This window comes from Pseudomonas corrugata, from assembly GCF_001269905.1.
GTDB lineage: Bacteria > Pseudomonadota > Gammaproteobacteria > Pseudomonadales > Pseudomonadaceae > Aquipseudomonas > Aquipseudomonas corrugata.
The window spans coordinates 116,125-136,719 of sequence record NZ_LHVK01000015.1; the positions used below are offsets into that span (position 1 = coordinate 116,125).

The 20,595-nt window shown below is 62.1% G+C and carries 17 protein-coding genes and 1 other RNA gene; 8 read left to right on the top strand and 10 right to left on the bottom strand.

What is annotated here, in order from left to right; translation table 11 throughout:
* The first annotated feature begins 22 nt into the window (after positions 1-22).
* From AD665_RS20710 to AD665_RS20735, 6 genes are all read left to right on the top strand, one after another.
* Positions 23-2,473, top strand: a complete 2,451-nt coding sequence (locus AD665_RS20710) for a heavy metal translocating P-type ATPase (protein ID WP_053193486.1) — start codon at positions 23-25, stop codon at positions 2,471-2,473.
* A 24-nt stretch (positions 2,474-2,497) separates the two neighbouring features.
* Positions 2,498-2,716, top strand: coding sequence for a cbb3-type cytochrome oxidase assembly protein CcoS (gene ccoS, locus AD665_RS20715; protein ID WP_024776786.1), 219 nt, complete (start codon positions 2,498-2,500; stop codon positions 2,714-2,716).
* The gene (locus tag AD665_RS20720; protein ID WP_053193488.1) at positions 2,709-3,392 is read left to right on the top strand and encodes a sulfite exporter TauE/SafE family protein; all 684 of its coding nucleotides are present in this window, start codon (positions 2,709-2,711) and stop codon (positions 3,390-3,392) included. The genes ccoS and AD665_RS20720 overlap by 8 nt, the downstream gene beginning before the upstream one ends.
* Before the next feature lie 247 nt (positions 3,393-3,639).
* On the top strand, positions 3,640-5,022 hold the full coding sequence (gene hemN, locus AD665_RS20725; RefSeq protein WP_024776784.1) for an oxygen-independent coproporphyrinogen III oxidase: 1,383 nt from the start codon (positions 3,640-3,642) through the stop codon (positions 5,020-5,022).
* Positions 5,023-5,115: 93 nt separating this feature from the next.
* Positions 5,116-5,850 (top strand): fumarate/nitrate reduction transcriptional regulator Fnr, encoded by a 735-nt coding sequence (gene fnr, locus AD665_RS20730; protein WP_024776783.1) that lies wholly within the window; start codon positions 5,116-5,118, stop codon positions 5,848-5,850.
* Positions 5,851-5,925: 75 nt separating this feature from the next.
* Positions 5,926-6,474 carry an adenine phosphoribosyltransferase gene (locus AD665_RS20735; RefSeq protein ID WP_024776782.1) on the top strand — a complete coding sequence of 183 codons (549 nt, stop codon included), beginning with the start codon at positions 5,926-5,928 and terminating at the stop codon, positions 6,472-6,474.
* A 261-nt stretch (positions 6,475-6,735) separates the two neighbouring features.
* Here the strand turns inward: AD665_RS20735 and recR are convergent, their stop codons facing one another.
* The 4 genes from recR to dnaX form a co-directional block, all read right to left on the bottom strand.
* Positions 6,736-7,338, bottom strand: coding sequence for a recombination mediator RecR (gene recR, locus AD665_RS20740; RefSeq protein WP_024776781.1), 603 nt, complete (start codon positions 7,336-7,338; stop codon positions 6,736-6,738).
* A 66-nt stretch (positions 7,339-7,404) separates the two neighbouring features.
* Positions 7,405-8,439 carry an NADP-dependent oxidoreductase gene (locus tag AD665_RS20745; protein ID WP_053193491.1) on the bottom strand — a complete coding sequence of 345 codons (1,035 nt, stop codon included), beginning with the start codon at positions 8,437-8,439 and terminating at the stop codon, positions 7,405-7,407.
* A 258-nt stretch (positions 8,440-8,697) separates the two neighbouring features.
* A complete protein-coding gene (locus tag AD665_RS20750; RefSeq protein WP_003183512.1) occupies positions 8,698-9,036 on the bottom strand; it encodes a YbaB/EbfC family nucleoid-associated protein in 339 nt (112 codons plus the stop codon).
* Between the two features lie 64 nt (positions 9,037-9,100).
* Positions 9,101-11,149, bottom strand: coding sequence for a DNA polymerase III subunit gamma/tau (dnaX, locus tag AD665_RS20755; RefSeq protein WP_053193494.1), 2,049 nt, complete (start codon positions 11,147-11,149; stop codon positions 9,101-9,103).
* A 143-nt stretch (positions 11,150-11,292) separates the two neighbouring features.
* Here dnaX and AD665_RS20760 point away from each other — a divergent pair, with 143 nt between their 5' ends.
* Entirely contained in the window at positions 11,293-12,060 is a 768-nt protein-coding gene (locus AD665_RS20760; protein WP_053193497.1) for a substrate-binding periplasmic protein, read from the top strand.
* On the opposite strand, the gene AD665_RS20765 is transcribed toward AD665_RS20760, so the two are convergent.
* Complete coding sequence (locus AD665_RS20765; protein ID WP_053193500.1) at positions 12,012-13,754, bottom strand: putative bifunctional diguanylate cyclase/phosphodiesterase; 1,743 nt, start codon at positions 13,752-13,754, stop codon at positions 12,012-12,014. The genes AD665_RS20760 and AD665_RS20765 overlap by 49 nt on opposite strands.
* Positions 13,755-14,092: 338 nt before the next feature.
* Between AD665_RS20765 and AD665_RS20770 the strand changes: the two genes are divergently transcribed.
* The gene (locus tag AD665_RS20770) at positions 14,093-14,407 is read left to right on the top strand and encodes a helix-turn-helix domain-containing protein (protein ID WP_024776777.1); all 315 of its coding nucleotides are present in this window, start codon (positions 14,093-14,095) and stop codon (positions 14,405-14,407) included.
* 193 nt (positions 14,408-14,600) lie between these two features.
* Here the strand turns inward: AD665_RS20770 and AD665_RS20775 are convergent, their stop codons facing one another.
* From AD665_RS20775 to zipA, 5 genes are all read right to left on the bottom strand, one after another.
* A complete protein-coding gene (locus AD665_RS20775) occupies positions 14,601-15,254 on the bottom strand; it encodes a Pr6Pr family membrane protein (RefSeq protein ID WP_053193503.1) in 654 nt (217 codons plus the stop codon).
* Positions 15,255-15,447: 193 nt separating this feature from the next.
* An RNA gene (ffs, locus tag AD665_RS27085) (signal recognition particle sRNA small type) lies at positions 15,448-15,544 on the bottom strand.
* Between the two features lie 196 nt (positions 15,545-15,740).
* On the bottom strand, positions 15,741-16,901 hold the full coding sequence (locus AD665_RS20780) for a zinc-binding metallopeptidase family protein (protein ID WP_024776775.1): 1,161 nt from the start codon (positions 16,899-16,901) through the stop codon (positions 15,741-15,743).
* 106 nt (positions 16,902-17,007) lie between these two features.
* A complete protein-coding gene (ligA, locus tag AD665_RS20785) occupies positions 17,008-19,365 on the bottom strand; it encodes an NAD-dependent DNA ligase LigA (protein ID WP_024776774.1) in 2,358 nt (785 codons plus the stop codon).
* Positions 19,366-19,592: 227 nt separating this feature from the next.
* Positions 19,593-20,435, bottom strand: coding sequence for a cell division protein ZipA (gene zipA, locus AD665_RS20790; RefSeq protein WP_024776773.1), 843 nt, complete (start codon positions 20,433-20,435; stop codon positions 19,593-19,595).
* Between the last annotated feature and the right edge of the window lie 160 nt (positions 20,436-20,595).

Consider the following 20,595-nt stretch of genomic DNA (forward strand, 5'->3'; position numbering starts at 1 on the left):
GACAACGTTCTGTGAAAACGCAATGACTACGCCCCTGCCCTGCTACCACTGCGCCCTGCCCGTCCCCCCCGGCAGCCGCTTCACCGCCGTTGTTCTGGGTGAAACCCGTGAGCTGTGCTGCCCGGGCTGCCAGGCAGTGGTCCAGGCGATTGTCGCCGGCGGCCTGGAAAGTTATTACCAGCATCGCAGCGAAGCATCGGCCAACCCCGAGACCTTGCCCGTCCAATTGACCGATGAGCTGGCATTGTACGACCGTCCTGACGTGCAGCAGTCGTTCGTGCGCCACGAAGGCGAGCTGGCCGAAACCACGCTGTTGATGGAAGGCATCAGTTGCGCAGCCTGCGGCTGGTTGATCGAAAAACAATTGCGCAGCCTGCCGGCCGTGGCTGAAGCACGGCTGAACCTGTCCAATCATCGCCTGCAGGTCCGTTGGGCCGACGCTGAACTCCCGCTGAGCACCCTGCTCGCCGAGTTGCGCCAGATCGGCTACGTCGCCCACCCGTACCAGGCCGACCAGGCCAGCGAGCAACTGGCCGCGCAAAACCGCCTGGCCCTGCGCCAGCTCGGCGTGGCCGGGCTGCTGTGGTTCCAGGCAATGATGGCGACCATGGCGACGTGGCCGGAATTCAATATCGACCTGAGCCCGGAGATGCACACCATCCTGCGCTGGGTTGCGCTGTTTCTCACCACCCCCATCGTGTTCTACAGCTGCGCGCCCTTCTTCAAAGGCGCGATGCGCGACCTGCGCACCCGCCACCTGACCATGGACGTTTCCGTGTCCCTGGCTATCGGCAGCGCCTATATCGCCGGGATCTGGACGTCTGTCACTGGCGTGGGCGAGCTGTATTTCGACGCCGTGGGCATGTTCGCGCTGTTCCTGCTGGCCGGCCGCTACCTGGAGCGACGAGCCAGGGAGCGTACCGCTGCTGCCACGGCGCAACTGGTCAATCTGTTGCCGGCCTCGTGCCTGCGTCTCGAAAGCGACGGCCAGAGCGAACGCATCCTGCTCAGCGAGTTGCGTACCGGCGACCGGGTCTTGGTGCATCCGGGGGCGGTCCTGCCGGCCGACGGCAGGATTCTCGACGGCCAGTCCAGCATCGACGAATCCCTGCTGACCGGCGAATACCTGCCACAACCCCGCCAGGCGGGCGATGCCGTGACCGCCGGCACGTTGAACGTCGAAGGCGCCTTGACCGTCGAGGTGCAGGCACTGGGCCAGGACACCCGATTGTCCGCCATCGTGCGGCTGCTGGAGCGAGCCCAGGCCGAAAAGCCGCGACTGGCGGAAATCGCAGACCGCGCGGCCCAATGGTTCCTGCTGTTCTCCCTGATCGCCGCAGCCGCCATCGGCCTGTTGTGGTGGCACCTGGATGCGTCCCGCGCCTTCTGGATTGTCCTGTCGATGTTGGTTGCCACCTGTCCTTGCGCGCTGTCCCTCGCCACGCCGACCGCCCTCACTGCCGCCACCGGCACCCTGCACAAGCTTGGTCTGCTGCTGACTCGGGGTCATGTGCTGGAAGGCCTGAACCAGATCGATACAGTGATCTTCGACAAGACCGGTACCCTCACCGAAGGTCGCCTGGCCTTGCGCGCCATTCGTCCCTTGGCAGACCTCGACAGCGACCAGTGCCTGGCCCTGGCCGCCGCCTTGGAAAACCGCTCCGAACACCCCATCGCACGGGCCTTTGGCCGCGCGCCGCTGGCCGCCGAACAGGTACAAAGCACGCCAGGGCTGGGGCTGGAGGGCCAAGTCGGCGAACAGCGCCTGCGCATCGGCCAACCCGGTTTTGTCTGCGAGTTGAGTCCCGCGGCAGTACCGCAGATGCCAGACGAACCCGGCCAATGGCTGCTGCTGGGCGATACCGGGGGGCCCTTGGCCTGGCTCGTCCTCGACGACCGTCTGCGTGCCGACGCCCCGGCCTTGCTGGCGGCCTGCAAGGCGCGAGGCTGGCGAACCCTCCTGCTGTCGGGCGACAGTTCGCCGATGGTTGCCAGTGTTGCCGCAGAACTGGGCATCGATGAAGCCCGGGGCGGTCTGCGCCCGGATGACAAACTGGCAGTGCTGCAACAGTTGCATCAGCAAGGGCGCAAGGTGCTGATGCTCGGCGACGGGGTCAACGACGTGCCCGTGCTGGCGGCAGCGGACATCAGTGTCGCCATGGGCTCGGCCACCGACCTGGCCAAGACCAGCGCCGACGCAGTGTTGCTGTCCAACCGTCTCGATGCCCTGATCCACGCCTTCAGCCTGGCCCGGCGCACCCGTCGGGTGATCATCGAGAACCTGGTGTGGGCGGCGCTGTACAATGGCCTCATGTTGCCGTTCGCCGCCCTCGGCTGGATTACCCCGGTATGGGCCGCGGTCGGCATGTCCATCAGCTCGTTGACCGTGGTGTTGAATGCGCTCAGGCTGACCCGCCAGCCCAAGGTGCAGATGTTCGACGCTGCGCCCGATACCCGCCCGCTGCCGGCCTGAGCCGCGCGAGCCTGGAGTTCCGAAATGCCAGCTCTTTACGTGATGATCCCGGCCGCGCTGTTGATCGTGGCCATCGCCGTGTACATTTTCTTCTGGGCCGTGGACAGCGGCCAGTACGACGACCTCGACGGTCCGGCCCACAGCATCCTGTTCGACGATCAGGATCCCAATCACAAGGCCGCCGTGGACGAAGCCGACGGCCAGACCCACGGGCCGGACGACAAGGCCCCGCCCCATGCTTGATCTGGCGCCATTACTGGTTTCAGCGGTGATCCTCGGCCTGCTGGGCGGCGGCCATTGCCTGGGCATGTGCGGCGGCCTGATGGGCGCCCTCACCCTGGCGATCCCCAAGGAACAACGCAGCCGGCGCTTCCGGCTGTTGCTGGCGTACAACCTGGGACGAATCCTGAGTTATGCCATCGCCGGACTGTTGATCGGCCTGGCCGGCTGGGCAGTCGCCAACAGCCCGGCGGCGATGATCATGCGGGTACTGGCCGGATTGTTGCTGATCGCCATGGGCCTGTACCTGGCGGGCTGGTGGAGTGGCCTGACCCGTATTGAAGGCGTCGGCCGGGGTTTGTGGCGACATATCCAACCGATCGCCAACCGCTTGCTGCCTGTATCTAGCCTGCCCAGAGCCTTGCTGCTTGGTGCGCTGTGGGGCTGGCTGCCCTGCGGCCTGGTCTATAGCACCCTGTTGTGGTCCGCCAGCCAGGGCAACGCCCTGGACAGCGCGTTGCTGATGCTGGCTTTCGGTCTCGGAACCTGGCCGGTACTGCTCGCCACCGGCCTGGCCGCCGAGCGCGTCACCGCCCTGCTGCGCAAACGCAGCGTGCGCATGGCCGGCGGCCTGCTGGTGATTGTTTTTGGCATCTGGACCTTGCCAGGGCCGCACCAGCATTGGCTCATGGGGCATTGATCGGGATTCCCTGTCACTGCCACCTGTGGGAGCCGAGCTTGCTCGCGATCGAGGACGGCACCATCAATACTCAATTGACTGACCCACTGCTATCGCGAGCAAGCTCGGCTCCCACAAGTTGTACTCCACACTTAGCCCCCATCCGACAGGGTCTTGAACAGCACTCCCCCGTTGATGCAAATCAACACGCCCCAGCGTCCACCCTCCTAGACTCGCGCTCATGCCAGCCTATCCGGGGAACGCCCGCATGCTCGACGCCATTCGTTGGGACTCTGACCTGATCCGCCGCTACGACGTAGCGGGGCCTCGCTACACCTCGTACCCGACTGCGGCGCAGTTTGCCGGCCAGGTGGGTACCTTCGACCTGCTCCACGCCCTGCGCGACAGCCGCAAGGCGATGCGACCGTTGTCGCTGTACGTGCATGTGCCGTTCTGCGCGAACGTCTGCTACTACTGCGCCTGCAACAAAGTCATCACCAAGGACCGTGGTCGCGCCCATGTCTACCTGCAACGCCTGGAACAAGAGATCCAGTTGATCGGCTGCCACCTGGATCCGGCCCAGCGCGTCGAGCAGTTGCACCTGGGTGGCGGCACTCCGACCTTCCTAAGCCATGACGAGCTGCGCCAGTTGATGGCCACGCTACGCCAGCATTTGAACCTGCTGGATGACGATTCTGGTGACTACAGCATCGAAATCGACCCCCGGGAAGCCGACTGGTCGACCATGGGCCTGTTGCGGGAACTGGGCTTCAACCGGGTCAGCATCGGCGTGCAGGACCTCGATCCAGCCGTGCAGCGCGCCGTCAACCGCCTGCAAAGCCTGGACGAAACCAGAGCGGTGATCGAAGCTGCCCGGACCTTGCAGTTCCGTTCGATCAACGTCGACCTGATCTACGGCCTGCCCAAGCAGACCCCGGACAATTTCGCCCGTACCGTCGAAGAAGTCATCGACCTGCAACCGGACCGCCTGTCGGTATTCAACTATGCCCACCTGCCGGAGCGCTTCATGCCCCAGCGGCGCATCAACAGCCAGGACCTGCCGAACCCGGAGCAGAAACTGGCGATGCTGCAAGGCACCATCGAACAACTGACCTCCGCCGGCTACCGCTACATCGGCATGGACCACTTCGCCCTGCCCGACGACGACCTGGCCATCGCCCAGGAAGAGGCCACCCTGCAACGCAACTTCCAAGGCTACACCACCCACGGGCATTGCGATCTGATCGGCCTCGGCGTGTCGGCCATCAGCCAGATCGGCGACCTGTACTGCCAGAACAGCAGCGACCTGAACCAATACCAGAACATTCTTGCAGACGGACAACTGGCGACCAATCGCGGCCTGCTGTGCAATGCCGACGACCGGCTGCGACGGGCGGTGATCCAGCAGTTGATCTGCCATTTCGAGCTGGCCTTCGCAGAGATCGAGCGAACCTTCAATATCGATTTCCACCGCTATTTCGCAGCATTGTGGCCGCAATTGCAGGCGATGGCCGAGGACGGGCTGATCGAGCTGGATGACTCCCACATAACGGTATTGCCTGCCGGGCGCCTGCTGGTGCGCTCGGTATGCATGGTGTTCGATAGCTATCTGGAGCAGCAAAACCGGCAGCGCTTCTCACGCGTCATCTGAGCGCGACAATTTGACGAGGAGCCGCACTGGCCGAGGACCCGGAGCTGGGTTACCCTTACGCCTTATGTGTGTTTCCCCACAAGGATTAAAGAAATGTCCGAGCCAGTCAAACTGCGCGCCCACAGCCAGGCCCATTGCAAGGATTGCAGCCTGGCCCCTCTCTGTCTGCCATTGTCGCTGAATCTGGAGGACATGGACGCACTGGATGAGATCGTCAAACGGGGCCGACCGTTGAAAAAAGGTGAGTTCCTGTTTCGCCAGGGTGACACCTTCGACTCCGTCTATGCCGTGCGCTCGGGCGCGTTGAAAACCTTCAACCTGAGCGACAGCGGCGAAGAGCAGCTCACCGGTTTTCACCTGCCCAGCGAGCTGGTGGGACTGTCCGGCATGGACACCGAAAGCCATCCGGTCTCGGCCCAGGCACTGGAAACCACGTCGGTGTGCGAGATCCCCTTCGACCGCCTCGATGAACTCGCGCTGCAACTACCGCAGTTGCGCCGCCAGTTGATGCGGGTGATGAGCCGGGAGATCCGCGACGATCAGCAGATGATGCTGCTGCTCTCGAAAAAAACCGCCGACGAGCGCATTGCGACCTTCCTGATCAACCTTTCCGCTCGCTTCCGTGCCCGTGGATTCTCGGCCAATCAGTTCCGCCTGAGCATGTCGCGCAATGAAATCGGCAACTACCTGGGCCTGGCCGTGGAGACCGTATCCAGAGTGTTCACCCGTTTCCAGCAGAATGAGTTGATTGCCGCCGAAGGCAAGGAGATCCACATTCTCGATCCGATCCAGCTCTGCGCCCTGGCCGGCGGCTCGATCGAAGGCTGATGAACGGGCGCGGCTGAGGGATTTCCCTGGCCGCGCTATACTGCCGCGTTTGCAGCCTGCCAGGACACTTCGACGATGGTCTTCGACTCCTTCGACATCAAATCCCTGATCCGCCCCGTAATCGACTTCCCCAAACCCGGCGTGATCTTCCGCGACATTACCCCACTGTTCCAGTCTCCCACGGCCCTGCGGCTGGTGATGGACAGCTTCGTCCACCGCTATGTCGAGGCCGAGTTCACCCACATCGGCGCGATGGATGCCCGGGGGTTCCTGATCGGTTCGATCCTCGCCTACCAGCTGAACAAGCCTCTGGTGCTGTTCCGCAAGCAAGGCAAGCTGCCGGCCGATGTGCTGGCCGAGGGTTACCAGACCGAATATGGCGAAGCCTTCCTGGAAGTGCATGCCGACAGCCTGTGCGAGGGAGATTCAGTGGTGATGTTCGATGACCTGATCGCCACCGGCGGTACGCTGATCGCCGCAGCCAACCTGATCCGCCGCATGGGCGCCAAGGTCCACGAAGCGGCGGCGATCATCGACTTGCCGGAATTGCTGGGCTCCCAGCGACTGACCGACATGGGGATTCCAACGTTCTGCCTGACGCAGTTCTCCCTGAGCGAACGATAACCGCCCGACCATCATCGGTTCGGTGGGAGCGGGCTTGCTCGCGAAAACGGTGTATCAGTCACATTATCGCCAACTGACTTACCGCCATCGCGAGCAGGCTCGCTCCCACAGGGGTTGTGTGCGGCCGCAGAATACTAAAGCTACCCCCGACCAATGTGGGAGCGAGCCTGCTCGCGATAGCGGAGTGACAGCCACATGATTTATTGACTGGCACACCGCTTTCGCGAGCAAGCCCGCTCCCACAGAGGGGTCATACGGTGGTTACAGCGTAATCGGCTTGCGCCCGGCAAACGAGTGCGCCAGCGTTCCGCCATCGACCAACTCCAGCTCGCCCCCCAACGGCACGCCGTGGGCGATGCGGGAGGCAACCAGGCCTTTGTTGCTCAGCAGTTGGGCGATGTAGTGGGCGGTGGCTTCGCCTTCCACCGTCGGGTTGGTGGCAAGGATGACTTCAGTAAAAGTCCCCGCCTCTTCGATCCGTCCCATCAACTCGGGGATGCCAATGGCCTCTGGCCCCAAGCCATCGAGGGGCGAGAGATGTCCCTTGAGCACGAAATACCGGCCACGGAAACCGGTCTGCTCCACCGCATACACATCCATGGGCCCTTCCACGACGCACAGCAGTGTGTCGTCCCGACGCGAATCGGCACATTGCGGGCACAGGTCGTCTTCGGTCAGGGTGCGGCATAAACGGCAATGCCCAACCCCTTCCATGGCCTGGCTCAGGGCCTGGGCCAGGCGCGAACCGCCGCTGCGATCACGCTCAAGCAATTGCAATGCCATGCGCTGGGCAGTTTTCTGGCCCACACCCGGCAAGGTTCGCAGGGCATCGATCAGTTGGCGAATCAAAGGGCTGAAGCTCATCGAGGAAATGTCCGACATGACAACGAGACGCGGTTTATACCCGCGCCTCTGAGCAGCGTCAAATACTCAATCCTGTGCCACCCGCACCACCAGCTTGCCAAAGTTGCGCCCCTCCAGCAGCCCGATGAATGCCTGTGGCGCATTCTCCAGACCATCGACCACGTCTTCACGGAACTTGACCCGACCATCCCGCACCCATGGCGCCATGGCGCTGATGAATTCCGGCTGACGGTCACCGTAGTCGTCAAACACGATAAAGCCCTGCATGCGCACCCGTTTGGTCAGCAAGGTCCGCTGCAATTGCGGCAAGCGATCCGGCCCGCTCGGAGCATGTTGATCGTTGTAGGACGCGATCAAGCCACAGAGCGGGACGCGGGCCTTGGCGTTGAGCAGCGGTACCACCGCGTCGAAGACTTTGCCGCCAACGTTTTCGTAATAGATGTCGATGCCTTTGTCGCATGCCCTGGCCAGCTCTTCGGCAAAGTGCTCACTCTTGTGATCGATGCAGGCGTCGAATCCCAACTCATCGACCACGTACTGGCATTTCTCGCTGCCGCCAGCTATCCCGACGACCCGCAGGCCCTTGATTTTCGCCACCTGGCCAACCACGGAACCCACGGCACCCGAGGCGGCGGCCACCACCAGGGTTTCCCCGGCCTTGGGTTGACCGATGTCCATCAATCCCATGTAGGCGGTCATGCCCGGCATGCCCAACACCCCCAAGGCCATCGACGGGCTGGGCAACCCGGATGGAATGGGTATGACGTTGCGACCATCGCTGATGCTGTGGCTCTGCCACCCCGTGGCCCCCACTACCAGGTCGCCCTCGTGAAATTTCGGGTGCTTCGAGCGCACTACGCGGCTGACAGCTCCGCCGGTCATCACTTCGTCGATTTCCACCGGCGCTGCGTAGGAAGGCGCGTCGCTCATCCGCCCACGCATGTAGGGATCCAGGGACAGGAACAATGTCTTGAGCAGCACCTGCCCGTCCGCCAGCTCTGGCAGAGTCACCTGTTCAATGCGGAAGTTCTCCGTGGTGGGAGCGCCCTTGGGACGGGAAGCGAGGACGATGCGCTGGTTGGAGGTCGATGCTTGTGACATGGAAACGTCTCCTTGATCGTTGAATGGGCACGTATAGGGAGCAGACCATTGCCTGGGGGGTGGCGTTCGATGTTTATCGCTGTGGGAGCAAGGCTTGCCCGCGATGGATTCAACGCGGTCTTTCAGGGGCCCCGGCGCTTATCGCGAGCAAGCTTTGCTCCCACAAGGGTTCCGGCCATCACAGCCATGCACCAGACACAAAAATGCCAGGCGCGATGCCTGGCATTGGGTGTAGCCCATCCCGACCGGGATGGCGAATCAGAACGGCAGTTTCATGCCCGGCGGCAGTTGCATGCCGGCGGTCATGCCGGACATCTTGTCCTGGCTGTTGGCTTCGATCTTGCGCACGGCGTCGTTGACGGCGGCGGCGAACAGGGCTTCGAGCATTTCCTTGTCATCTTCGCTCAGGCCTTCGACCACGCTCGGGTCAATGCTGACGCGCTTGATGTCGTGGCGACCGGTCATGACCACGGTCACCATGTCGCCGCCGGACTTGCCGGTGACTTCGGCGTTGGCCAGCTCTTCCTGCATCTTGGCCATTTTTTCCTGCATCTGCTGCGCCTGCTTCATCAGGCCGGCCATGCCACCTTTCATCATGGGAATCACCTCGAAAGTACTTGGATAAACACCGCGCCCGGCCCTTTCGGCCCGGCGCCTTCAATTATGAGCCCTGGGTGACCGGGGCTTCGACAGGTTCGATAGTATCGTGACGGACCACCGCGCCGAACTGTTGCATCATCTGCTGGATGAACGGATCGCTGTGGATCGATTCCTCGGCCTCGCGCTGTCTGTCGGCACGACGCCGGGACGCGGCCTGGGCCGGGGTTTCCTGCTCAGGCTTGATCAGCTCGATGCTCAGCGTCAAGGTGCGCTGGTGATACTGGTTCAGTGCATCGTTGAGACGCCGCTGCTGGGTCGCGTTGAACAGGGCGCTGTGGGCCGGGTCCAGGTGCAGCAACCAGTGGTCGCCTTCCACCGCGATCAGCGTGCAGTTGGCGGCGATGCTACCGGTCATGCCGGTGATCGGCAATTTCGGGAACAGTTCCAGCCATTGCAGGGCCAGTCCGGTAGCCGGCATCGCCGCGGGCTCCGGCTCCGGCTCAGGTGCCGGCTCGGCGGCGTGCTCACTGGCCAGATCGTCCAGGTAGCTATAGGCCGAGTCCATGTCAGGCTCGATGTAATCCTCATCCAGCGGAGGCTCGTCGTCCAGGTCCACGCCCGGCGTGGCCATATCAACATCGGCGACAGTCGGCTCGGGCATCGGTGCGGCGACCCACTCGGGCGCCTCCGGCACCACGCTGTCGGGCGTCGGCAGGGGCATCGGCGGCAGATCGGGCTGCTCGGCAACGGTTTCCAGTACAGGCTCGACGACAGGCTGCTGGACGATCTCGGGCTCGACCGGATCATTCCAGGGCAGATCGATAACGACTTCGGCGACAGGCTCGGGAACAGGCTCAGGCTCGACGACAGGCGCCGGGGCCGCTTCCATGACCGGCGGCACCGCAGCCGGAGCAGAAGCCACTGCCGGCGCAGCAACGGGCGCGGCAGCCACTGGCTTGGCGGAATCAGCTGTGGCCTGACTGATCCCCACTGGCTTTAGCGCCTGCCTCGGCGCGTCCGCCGTGTCGGCAGGCCGGAACGCCAGCATTCGCAGCAGCACCATCTCGAAGCCGCCGCGCGGATCCGGTGCCAGAGGCAGGTCACGACGACCGATCAGGCCCATCTGGTAATAGAACTGCACGTCTTCGGCGGGCAACGCCTGGGCCAGGGCCAGCACGCGATCACGGTCGCCGTGGCCATTGTCGACGCCGTCGGGCAAGGCCTGGGCGATGGCGACACGGTGCAATACATTGAGAATTTCCGACAGCACGCCGTTCCAGTCCGGCCCCTGTTCGGCCAGGTGGCGCACCGCTTCGAGCAACGCCTTCGCGTCGCCGTCGATCAGGGCATGCAACACGTCATAGACCTGGCCGTGATCAAGGGTACCGAGCATGGCCCGCACATCGGCAGCCATGACCTTGCCTTCACCGAAGGCAATGGCCTGGTCGGTCAGGCTCATGGCGTCACGCATCGAGCCGTCGGCAGCGCGGCCCAACAGCCACAGCGCATCGTCTTCGAACGGCACATTCTCGACGCCCAGCACGTGGGTCAAGTGCTCGACGACCCGTTCCGGTGTCATGTTCTTCAGGGAGAACTGCAGGCAGCGGGACAGAATCGTTGCAGGAAGCTTCTGTGGATCGGTGGTGGCCAGGATGAACTTGACGTAGGGCGGCGGCTCCTCAAGCGTCTTGAGCAGCGCATTGAAAGAGTGGCTGGAGAGCATGTGCACTTCGTCGATCAGGTAGACCTTGAAGCGCCCACGGCTCGGGGCGTACTGCACGTTGTCGAGCAGCTCGCGAGTGTCCTCGACCTTGGTGCGGCTGGCGGCGTCGATCTCGATCAGGTCGACAAAACGACCTTCGTCGATTTCCCGGCAGACCGAACATTCGCCGCAAGGCGTTGAAGTGATGCCGGTTTCACAATTCAGGCACTTGGCTATGATCCGCGCGATGGTAGTCTTGCCCACGCCGCGGGTCCCGGTGAACAGGTAGGCGTGGTGCAGGCGCTGGCTGTCCAAGGCGTTGATCAGAGCCTTGAGCACATGGGTCTGGCCGACCATTTCGCGGAACGAGCGCGGACGCCATTTACGTGCAAGAACCTGATAACTCATCGAAAACCATCGCAACGAAGGAACATAAGCGGCTAATGCTAGCGGAGCAGGGGCGAAATTGCATCCGGTGCACCGTTCTAATCTGACTAAGCTTGGATCAGGGACTCGGTTGTCGACACGTTTTTAGACCGTCAGGAGAGCTTATGCGCTTGGCCATGGGGGCTTTGCTGTTATTAGGGACAGAATGTTCCGCCGCCGAATTACCCTTGCGCTTTGCCGTGACCGACGGCTGGGCCATGCCCATGGTGCAGATCGAACAGGGTCGCCCGACGCAGGGAATACTCCCTGACGTCATGAGCAGTCTGGCGACCCGGGTGGGCATGCCAGCCGAGTTTCACGTCCTGTCCCGGGCCCGGCTCGACGGCGCCATGGAACGCGACGAAGTCGACATACGCTGTTATGTCAGCCAGGATTGGGTGAAGGATAAAGGCGGTGATTACCTGTGGAGCGTGCCGCTGTTCTTCCAGCGCGACCTGCTGGTCGGTACGGCCAGTGCCCCGGCAAAGGTGGCACCGGCGACGCTGGGGCAGCAGTTCATAGGCACCGTGCTCGGTTATACCTACCCGACCTTGCAACCCCTGTTCGACAGTGGCCATCTGCGGCGCGACGATGCACGGAGTCAGGAACAGGTGCTGGCAAAACTGCTTGCCGGCCGCTACCGCTACGGCGTGAGCAATCAATGGGCACTGGACTGGTTCAACCAACGACACACCGCTGACCGCCAACTGCAAGGGGTGACCATTCTCCAGGAACAGCAATTGGGCTGCTACCTGCGCAATGATCCGAAAATCCCGGTACAGCGTATTCTGCGCACCTTGCAGGACATGAAGGCATCAGGGGAAATCGACGCGATCATCCAGCTCTACACCGGCCGCAACGCGGCATCCGAAGCTGAAGCCGGCTCCCCCTGAATGCCCGGACGCTGCTGCCATTGCGGCGGCGGAACAAACCTCGCCACCCAACCCGGTATCTGCTCCGGTGGCATGGGCCGGGCGATGAAGTAACCCTGGGCGACTTCACAACCCAGGCGCAGCAGCAATTGCCCATGCTCGAGGCTGTCCAGCCCCTCGGCGACGACTTCGCGATCGAACGCCTGGGCCAGACCGATCACAGCCTTGGTCAAGGCCAGGTCATCCCGGTTCACAAGAATGTCGCGGATGAAGGTCTTATCGATCTTGATGGTCTGGGTACGCAAATGCTTGAGGTCATTGAGAGAGCAGTAGCCCGTCCCGAAGCCGCCCAGGGAGAACCCTACCCCCAAGGCCTGGCAAGCCTGCAGGCAAGTGCTGACATGCTGGAGATTTTCCACCGCGACGGATTCGACGATTTGCAGGTCAAGCATCCGCGGCGCCACGTCCGAGTGCCGCCCCAGCATCTGCTGCAGCCGCTCGACAAAGTCCGCCCGCTGGAAATGCCGCGCCGAGATGTTGATGCTCACCGGCCACCCCGGTCCCGCTTGCTGCCAAAGCTGCAACTGGGTCATGACCTGCTCCATGACCCACTCGCCGATCTCGACGATCAGGTCGGTCTCCTCCGCCAGCGGCAGGAACTCCCGGGGCGGCACCAGGCCACGTTGCGGGTGCTTCCAACGCAGCAAGGCCTCAAGCCCCACCACGGCACCGCTGCGCATGTTGACCTTGGGCTGGAAATGCAGCCGCAGCTCCTGGGCGGCCAATGCCTGCCGAACCCGCTCGACGGTCTGGTAGGTGGCCCGCACCTCCTTGTCCCTGGATACATCGAACAGATGGAAGCGGTTGCGACCGCTCTGCTTGGCCATGTACATAGCCTGATCGGCATGGCGCAGCAACGTCTCGGCGTTTTCGTTGTCCCAAGGGAATAACGTGACGCCGATACTTGCGAAAACCTTGATGCTTTTTCCGTCAATGGCATAGGGCGTGGACACGGCAACCAGCACCCGGTTCAAAGCCCCATGCAACTCATCCATCCCAGGCACGTGACGCAACACCAGCACGAATTCGTCCCCCGCCAGCCGCGCAACCACATCTTCGCCTCGCACGATGCTGCGCAATCGCCTAGCGACCTCGATCAGCAGTTGATCGCCACTGGCATGGCCGTGACCGTCATTGACCGCCTTGAAGCCATCGAGGTCGAGCATACAGACCGCCAGGGGGAAGTTTTCCGACTGGGAAAACGCCAGGGCCTGGTCCAGCAGTTCAGACAAGTAGGTGCGATTTGGCAGCCCGGTCAGCACGTCGTGCCCGACTCGCCATTGCAGGGAGTGCAATTGTCGACGCTTGTCGCTGACGTCGAAACGAATCGCCAGGTAGCGCTCGACCTGCCCCGTCGCGTCGTCGATCACCGGTACCAGGGTGGTGTCGACCCAATGCAACGTACCGTCCTTGGCGCGGTTACAGATATCTCCCTTCCAGACCTGTCCCAACGAGATGGTGTGCCACATGTCACTGAAGAACTCGCCTGGGTGATGACCGGAATTGAGCAGGCGATGGTTCGCCCCCAGCAGTTCATCGCGCCGGTAGCCGAAGAGGCTACAGAACTGGTCGTTGACGTAAGTGATACGCCCGCTCGCATCGGTTTCGGAAAAAATCGCGGCGGCGTCAACGGCTCTGCGGTACTTCTTATCCATCGAAGCAGTCATCCATGAGTCAGGCTCATTTGTCGCACGCGGTTGCACCGCCTTCGGACAGGCGAAAATCAACTAGGCTCAAACACCTTGAGAAAAGCGGGAGCACGGCGTCGCCGGTGCCACCTGAAAGTCCAGAACGCCTGCCCGGCGCGACGACAATGAGCGCGCGGCCCATTTCTTTTTGCGCATTCCGGCATCTGAAGCAGGTCACCAAATGCCCGTCCCAAACGATGATTCTACGAAACGCATCACATTTTGCAAAGCAAGGTGATGGATTGCGCGGTTGCCTAATGCGAAAATCTATCGTTAAGTTCTTGATTCTAAATGGGAATTGAGCGATGCAAATTTCAAGTTTGGGTGCAGCCATCAGACGCTACCGCAAAGTAGCGGGGCTGACTCAGGCTGAACTTGGCGAAAAAACCGGTTTTGACCCCAAAACCATCAGCCGCTTCGAAACCGGCATCTACATGCCCAGCATCGAAGCCCTGTTCCTGCTCGCCAACGTGTTGGACGTGCAACTGAAAGCCTTTTTCGCCGACATGAACGATGAAGACGAACAGCGCGCCTATCTGTTCGGAGTCATACACAAGGCCACGCCGAAGGACCTGGGCAAGCTGATCGCGGCGGTGGATCAGGCGCTGTCCAAGCCTTGAGCCGGGCGTGATCGCTCCCCGGCTACCCGCACCTGACGCACACAACCTGTGGCAGCAAAGCTTGCTCGCGATAACGGAATATCAGGCAACATCAATGCAAGCTGACCCACCGCCATCGCGAGCAAGCTTTGCTCCCACAAGGGATCGGTGGCGAACACTGGGTGTATGGGCATCCAGAAAAATAACCAGTCAATCAGCGCCCGCCTTTCGCTCGATCCACCGCGACCAGCACCAGTGAAATCACCACGAACCCCACCAACACCAACACCGCATTAACCAGCACCTGTGAATAACCCAAGCTGTTCGCCTCGATGAACGGATAGGGGTAGAAGCCGATCATCTCGCCACGTATCAGGGCGTAAATGAAATAGACCAGTGGATAGATCAGCCACGCCCATACATTGCTCCAGTGCAGGGTTCCCTTTGGCACACAGAACCACCAATAGATCATGAACAGCACCGGCATCACGTCGTGCAACAGCTCATCAGCCACCCACTGCCAGCCTTGAGGATTCCACGTCTGGCGCAGGAGCAGGTTGTACGCCACCCCGACCAGCAAAATGGCAGCCGCCACCCCCGTCTGGGTCGAAGGCCGGAGAAAGAAACGTCGCAGCGCCGAGTCTCCTGTCGTCGCCGCGCAGGTCAGCACGATTGCCACCAGGACATTGGTCAGCACCGTGAAATAGCTGAAAAAGATCTCCACGCCACCCAACAGGCTCTTCTCGGCCTGCCAGCGCGAGGCCAGGACCAGGTAAAGCTGGAGAAGCAATGCAAACCATCCCAGCGCCGCCGCGACCTTCACGGCGATTGCCCCCCTGCTTTGCGTCAACACCATGTCGTTGTTCATCACGCCGCCCTCTGGCCGGTTACACGAACCCTAGAAAGGCACAACGTGAAATTCTACTGTCAGAAATGACAGTGCCGATCAACGGTAATAGAGCAGACAGCAGAAGGCATCGACCGAATTCGATCAGAACAAGAGAAATAAGGGACAATCTGACAAACCTTGCGAATGAAGGCCTGGGGCGTTATGGAGGCAACCCCACCAGCCACACCCCGGCACACAATGTTCCCGCTGTGGCTGCTTCCTTCCGGATCTGACCAGGTTCACGGGTAATCGTTGCGGGGGGACCGATGGGGTCACCATAACGACGCCCGCCTGACGGCGAGCCGCGCCATTGTACCTATCTGACGGGAAGTTACAACCGTTCGCACCGGATTAAAAAAGCGAAGATGTTCAAGCACTTGCTATGGGGGTGGAGATGATTTCTGCAGCACCCCGAAGAACCCTGTGGGTGAGCCAAGAGCACAGCCATCCCGCCAAACCCCATCGCTACAGCAGCACCTCATCTGCCCGGCCGCCCTCCTCCTGGATCACCAGATGGATGAAATGCAGTTTGGTGATGACGGTTGCCGGCACGACGAACGGGTAGAAATCCGGCTGGCCCATGCTGCGGGACAGTTCGTTGAGCATGCCTGCCAGTTCGATCCAGGCGTTGACGAACGACAGGAACGCCGCGCCTCCGGTGTGCTCGGGATCGAACAGGGTGTCGGCTGGGAACGGTTGGTAGTCGAAGTCCATGTCCTGGGCACTCATGCCAAAGCCCAGCGCCGTGTCCACGGCGTCCATCATGTGCAGGTAGTGAGCCCAGGTTTCGGCCCAGTCCTCCCAGGGGTGCATGGTGGCGTAGGCACTGACGTAACGGGTTTGCCAGTCCAACGGTGCTCCTTGCTGGTAATGCCGCTCCAGCGCGTCGGCATAACTGGCGCGCTCATCGCCGAACAATCCGCGGAATGCTTCGAGCCAGTGGCTGTTGGCAATCAGAAGATCCCAGTAGTAATGCCCCACTTCGTGACGAAAGTGCCCGAGCAAGGTGCGATACGGTTCGTGCATCTGCTGGCGCACGGCCTCACGGTGGGCGTCGTCCGCTTCCTTGATGTCGAGCGTGATCAAGCCGCTGGCATGACCGGTGGTCGGTGGCGTGCCGTCAGGGTCGACGCCGATGAAGTCGAAGGCCAGGCCCGTGGATTCGTCGACGCTTTTCGGCGCGACCGGCAGACCGAGGGTGATCAGTTGCGCCACCAGCCTGCGCTTGGCCGTCTCGACCTTGCGCCAGCGTTCAGGGCTCTCCGGGATCGACAGGTCGGGGATGGTGCGGTTCAGCCTGCAGGCGATGCACAAGGTGTCGCGCCCCCCGGCCGGCAGCAGCCAGTTGCACGCTGCCGCGGTATCGAGGTTGGCACAGCGACGGAACAGACCGGCCTGCGGGTCGGCATCCAGGGTCCAGGTGTCAGGCAGATCACCGGGTTGCAGGGACGAAAGACGACTCTGCTCCGGCTGGTAGCCCAACGCCGCCAGGCAGGCCAGGCACTGGCTGTTGCGGAAAAACAGCGACTGGCCGCAGCGACACGGCCAGACCTTGCTGTTGCGCGAACGGTCGCCCAGGAACGGCGCGGCGATGCGTGAGCTCAGTTGTTCGAAGAAGCGGTACATGGCGATCTCTCCCTGGGGCCTGCAACACTAGATCGTCTTCTGGCACAGACGTTCAGCCTGGTGACACACCCCTGTGGCGAGGGGATTTATCCCCGCGCCACAAGGGCTAGACCGTGATGCCGTGCTTGCCAAGAAACGCCACGAACGCCTCTTCGTCCAGCACCTTGAGCCCCAGTTCATTGGCCTTGGTCAGCTTCGAGCCCGCGCCCGGCCCGGCCACCACGCAATGGGTTTTCGCCGACACGGACCCGGCGACCTTGGCCCCAAGGCTCTCCAGCTTGTCCTTGGCGACGTCTCGGCTCATCAATTCCAGCGAACCGGTCAGTACCCAGGTGTGACCCGCCTCGGGCAAGCCTTCGACCACCTTTTTCTCGCTTCGCCAGTGCATGCCGAAGTCCCGCAACTGCTGTTCCGCGGCCTCGGCCTGCTGGCGGTTTTCGGTAATGGCAAAGAACTCCCGCACGGCGTTGGCCTGCTTTTCCGGCAGGGCCTGGCGCATGTCCAGCCAGTCCGCGTTCATCACCGCCTCAAGGGAGCCGAACTTGTCTGCCAGTTTCTGCGCACCACCCGGTCCGACCGACGGGATGTACAGCTTGTCGAGGAAGCCGCCCAGGGTGGTGCTGGCGGAGAACTCGGCGCCCAGCTCGCCCTGGTCCTGGATATCGAGACCATGACGCAGCAGGTCCGCGATCACCTGACGGTTGTGCGGGTCCTCGAAGAAGCTGTGGATCTCATGCGCCACTTCCAGGCCCACGTCCGGCAGATAAGTGAGCACCTGGGGCAACGCCGCTTGCACGCGCTCCAGCGAGCCCAGGGAGCGCGCCAGGACCTTGGCGGTTTCCTCGCCGACATCCGGGATGCCGAGGGCGTAAATGAAGCGCGCCAGACTGGGCTTCTTGCTGTCGACGATGGCCGCCAACAACTTCCGGCTCGACAATTCGGCAAAGCCTTCCAGGTCGACCACTTGTTCGAAGGTCAGGGCATACAGATCGGCCGGCGATCCCACCAGGCCCTCGTCCACCAGTTGTTCGATGCTCTTTTCCCCCAGCCCTTCGATGTCCATGGCCCGGCGCGAGACGAAGTGAATGATCGCCTGCTTGAGCTGCGCCCCACAGGCCAGGCGCCCGACGCAGCGATAGACCGCGCCTTCGCTGATGGTTTCGCGACCCTTGCTGCGCTTGATCAATTGCGTGCGCTCCACGTGGGAACCGCACACCGGACACTGCTGGGGCACTTCCACCGGGCGGGCATTTTCCGGGCGGCGCTCGGTGACGACTTGAACCACCTGGGGGATCACGTCCCCGGCGCGACGGATAATCACCGTGTCGCCGATCATCAATCCCAGGCGCGCCACCTCGTCCATGTTGTGCAGCGTGGCATTGGCCACGGTCACGCCGGCCACCTTGACCGGCTTGAGCCGCGCAACAGGCGTCACGGCCCCGGTGCGACCCACCTGAAACTCGACGTCGAGTAACTCGGTGAGCTCCTCGCTGGCGGGGAATTTATGGGCGATGGCCCAGCGCGGCTCGCGAGCGCGGAAGCCGAGTTCACGCTGGGAAGCAATGCTGTTGACCTTGAACACCACGCCATCGATCTCATAGGGCAACGCGCTACGCCGCTCGCCGATGTCGCGGTAGTAATCCAGGCATTCGTCGATGCCGTGGGCCAGTTTCAGTTCGCGGCTGATGGGCATGCCCCAGGCCTTGAGCTGTTTGAGATTGCCAATGTGGGTATCGGCGATATCCGCTGTCACCTGGCCAATGCCGTAGCAGCAGAACTCCAGCGGGCGGTTGGCGGTGATTTTGGAGTCAAGCTGGCGCAGGCTGCCGGCCGCCGCGTTGCGCGGGTTGGCGAAGGTCTTGCCGCCCGCCTCCAACTGCGTGGCGTTGAGGCGCTCGAAACCGGCCTTGGACATGTAGACCTCGCCGCGCACTTCCAGCACGGGTGGCCAGCCGCTGCCTTGCAGCTTGAGGGGAATGTTGCGCACGGTGCGCACATTGACGCTGATGTCTTCGCCAGTGGTGCCGTCGCCGCGAGTGGCACCGCGTACCAACAGGCCGTCCTGGTACAACAGACTGACCGCCAGGCCATCGAGCTTCGGCTCGCAGCTGTACTCCACCGCCGCACCGCCGCCCAGCAGATCGCCTATCGGCAGATCGAGACCTTCGGTCACCCGGCGGTCGAACTCACGCATGGTGGTTTCATCGAAGGCATTGCCCAGGCTGAGCATCGGGATTTCGTGACGGACCTGGCTGAACGCCGACAGCGCCACGCTGCCGACCCGTTGGGTCGGTGAGTCGCTGGTCACCAACTCCGGGTGCTGCGCTTCCAGGGCCTTGAGCTCATGGAACAGCCGGTCGTACTCGGCATCCGGGATGGTGGGTTCATCAAGGACGTGATAGCGGTAGTTGTGCTGCTCCAGTTCGGTGCGCAGCTCTAGGATGCGGGTTTCGACGGCATTCATGGGTGTTCTCTCATAAAGCAAAAGAGCAGCCGAGGCTGCTCATTTCAATCAGTCAAGTAACGCTCGGCAGAGAACCTGTGGCGAGGGGATTTATCCCCGCTCGAGTGCGCAGCACTCGCAAACTCTGTGGCAACACAACATTTTGAGGGCTGCTTGGCAGCCCAGCGGGGATAAATCCCCTCGCCACAAAAGCGGTTTGCCACAAGCGGCTACCAGAGGCGCTCTGATCAGCGCTTCTGGGTCAATGCCCGACGTTCGAATTCGACAATACGCTGACGGTAGTGCTCGATGGTCTGGGCGGTCAGCACGCTGCGCTGGTCATCCTTCAATTCGCCATTGAGTTCCTGGGACAACTTGCGAGCCGCCGCCACCATCACGTCAAAGGCCTGCTTGGGATGACGCGGGCCCGGCAGACCGAGAAAGAAACTCACCGCCGGCGTGCTGAAATGATCGATGTCGTCCAGATCAAACACCCCCGGCTTGACGGCATTGGCCATGGAGAACAGCACCTCGCCGTTGCCGGCCATGCTTTCGTGGCGGTGGAAAATGTCCATCTCGCCGAAACGCAGGCCGCTTTCCAGGATGTTCTGCAACAACGCAGGGCCCTTGAAGCCGGCCGGATCGCGACAGATCACGCTGATCACCAGGACTTCTTCCGCCTGGGCCTGGTCCTTGTCACTGCTCGACGCCTTGCTCTCGTCCGGGAAATCGTCGCGGCTGCTGAAGCTCGGGCCGCCATCCAGGTCCAGGTTGAGGTTCAGGTCTCCCTGGGACGGTTCGTTGTTGCGCTTGCCGCGCTTGGAGCCCGACTCGCGGGGTTCGCGCACCGGCGCGCTCATCGACGGCAGGTCATGCTCGTCCAGCTGCGGCTCCTTGTGGGTGTCCAGCACCCGGGGCGGCCCCAGCAGTTCGGCATTGTCATCGTCGTCCGGCAGGTTCGACAGGCTGCGATCAAGGCGGAACTTGAGTTTCCCCTTGCCGCCGCGCATGCGGCGCCAGCCATCGAAAAGAATACCGGCAATGACAATGATGCCGATGACGATCAGCCACTCGCGCAGACCGATTTCCATGTAATCCCGTGCCTCTATAAAAATGCTGAAAAATAAGGGGCTTAGCTATTTGCAAACCGCTTTAAAACGTGGCGCCAACTCTATGTTCTGAATGGCGTTTTGCCCACGCACACGAAAAATTGACATTAAACTAGCATGACCAACAGCTACAAGCTACATA

What these genes read in the sequence shown, in the direction of transcription:
- AD665_RS20780 (WP_024776775.1), bottom strand. Translation starts at nt 16,901, where the DNA reads ATGTACCGCTTCTTCGAACAACTGAGCTCACGCATCGCCGCGCCGTTC.
- AD665_RS20710 (WP_053193486.1), top strand. Translation starts at nt 23, where the DNA reads ATGACTACGCCCCTGCCCTGCTACCACTGCGCCCTGCCCGTCCCCCCC.
- zipA (WP_024776773.1), bottom strand. Translation starts at nt 20,435, where the DNA reads ATGGAAATCGGTCTGCGCGAGTGGCTGATCGTCATCGGCATCATTGTC.
- hemN (WP_024776784.1), top strand. Translation starts at nt 3,640, where the DNA reads ATGCTCGACGCCATTCGTTGGGACTCTGACCTGATCCGCCGCTACGAC.
- AD665_RS20745 (WP_053193491.1), bottom strand. Translation starts at nt 8,439, where the DNA reads ATGTCACAAGCATCGACCTCCAACCAGCGCATCGTCCTCGCTTCCCGT.
- dnaX (WP_053193494.1), bottom strand. Translation starts at nt 11,149, where the DNA reads ATGAGTTATCAGGTTCTTGCACGTAAATGGCGTCCGCGCTCGTTCCGC.
- recR (WP_024776781.1), bottom strand. Translation starts at nt 7,338, where the DNA reads ATGAGCTTCAGCCCTTTGATTCGCCAACTGATCGATGCCCTGCGAACC.
- fnr (WP_024776783.1), top strand. Translation starts at nt 5,116, where the DNA reads ATGTCCGAGCCAGTCAAACTGCGCGCCCACAGCCAGGCCCATTGCAAG.
- ccoS (WP_024776786.1), top strand. Translation starts at nt 2,498, where the DNA reads ATGCCAGCTCTTTACGTGATGATCCCGGCCGCGCTGTTGATCGTGGCC.
- ligA (WP_024776774.1), bottom strand. Translation starts at nt 19,365, where the DNA reads ATGAATGCCGTCGAAACCCGCATCCTAGAGCTGCGCACCGAACTGGAG.
- AD665_RS20775 (WP_053193503.1), bottom strand. Translation starts at nt 15,254, where the DNA reads ATGAACAACGACATGGTGTTGACGCAAAGCAGGGGGGCAATCGCCGTG.
- AD665_RS20735 (WP_024776782.1), top strand. Translation starts at nt 5,926, where the DNA reads ATGGTCTTCGACTCCTTCGACATCAAATCCCTGATCCGCCCCGTAATC.
- AD665_RS20750 (WP_003183512.1), bottom strand. Translation starts at nt 9,036, where the DNA reads ATGATGAAAGGTGGCATGGCCGGCCTGATGAAGCAGGCGCAGCAGATG.
- AD665_RS20760 (WP_053193497.1), top strand. Translation starts at nt 11,293, where the DNA reads ATGCGCTTGGCCATGGGGGCTTTGCTGTTATTAGGGACAGAATGTTCC.
- AD665_RS20770 (WP_024776777.1), top strand. Translation starts at nt 14,093, where the DNA reads ATGCAAATTTCAAGTTTGGGTGCAGCCATCAGACGCTACCGCAAAGTA.
- AD665_RS20765 (WP_053193500.1), bottom strand. Translation starts at nt 13,754, where the DNA reads ATGGATAAGAAGTACCGCAGAGCCGTTGACGCCGCCGCGATTTTTTCC.
- AD665_RS20720 (WP_053193488.1), top strand. Translation starts at nt 2,709, where the DNA reads ATGCTTGATCTGGCGCCATTACTGGTTTCAGCGGTGATCCTCGGCCTG.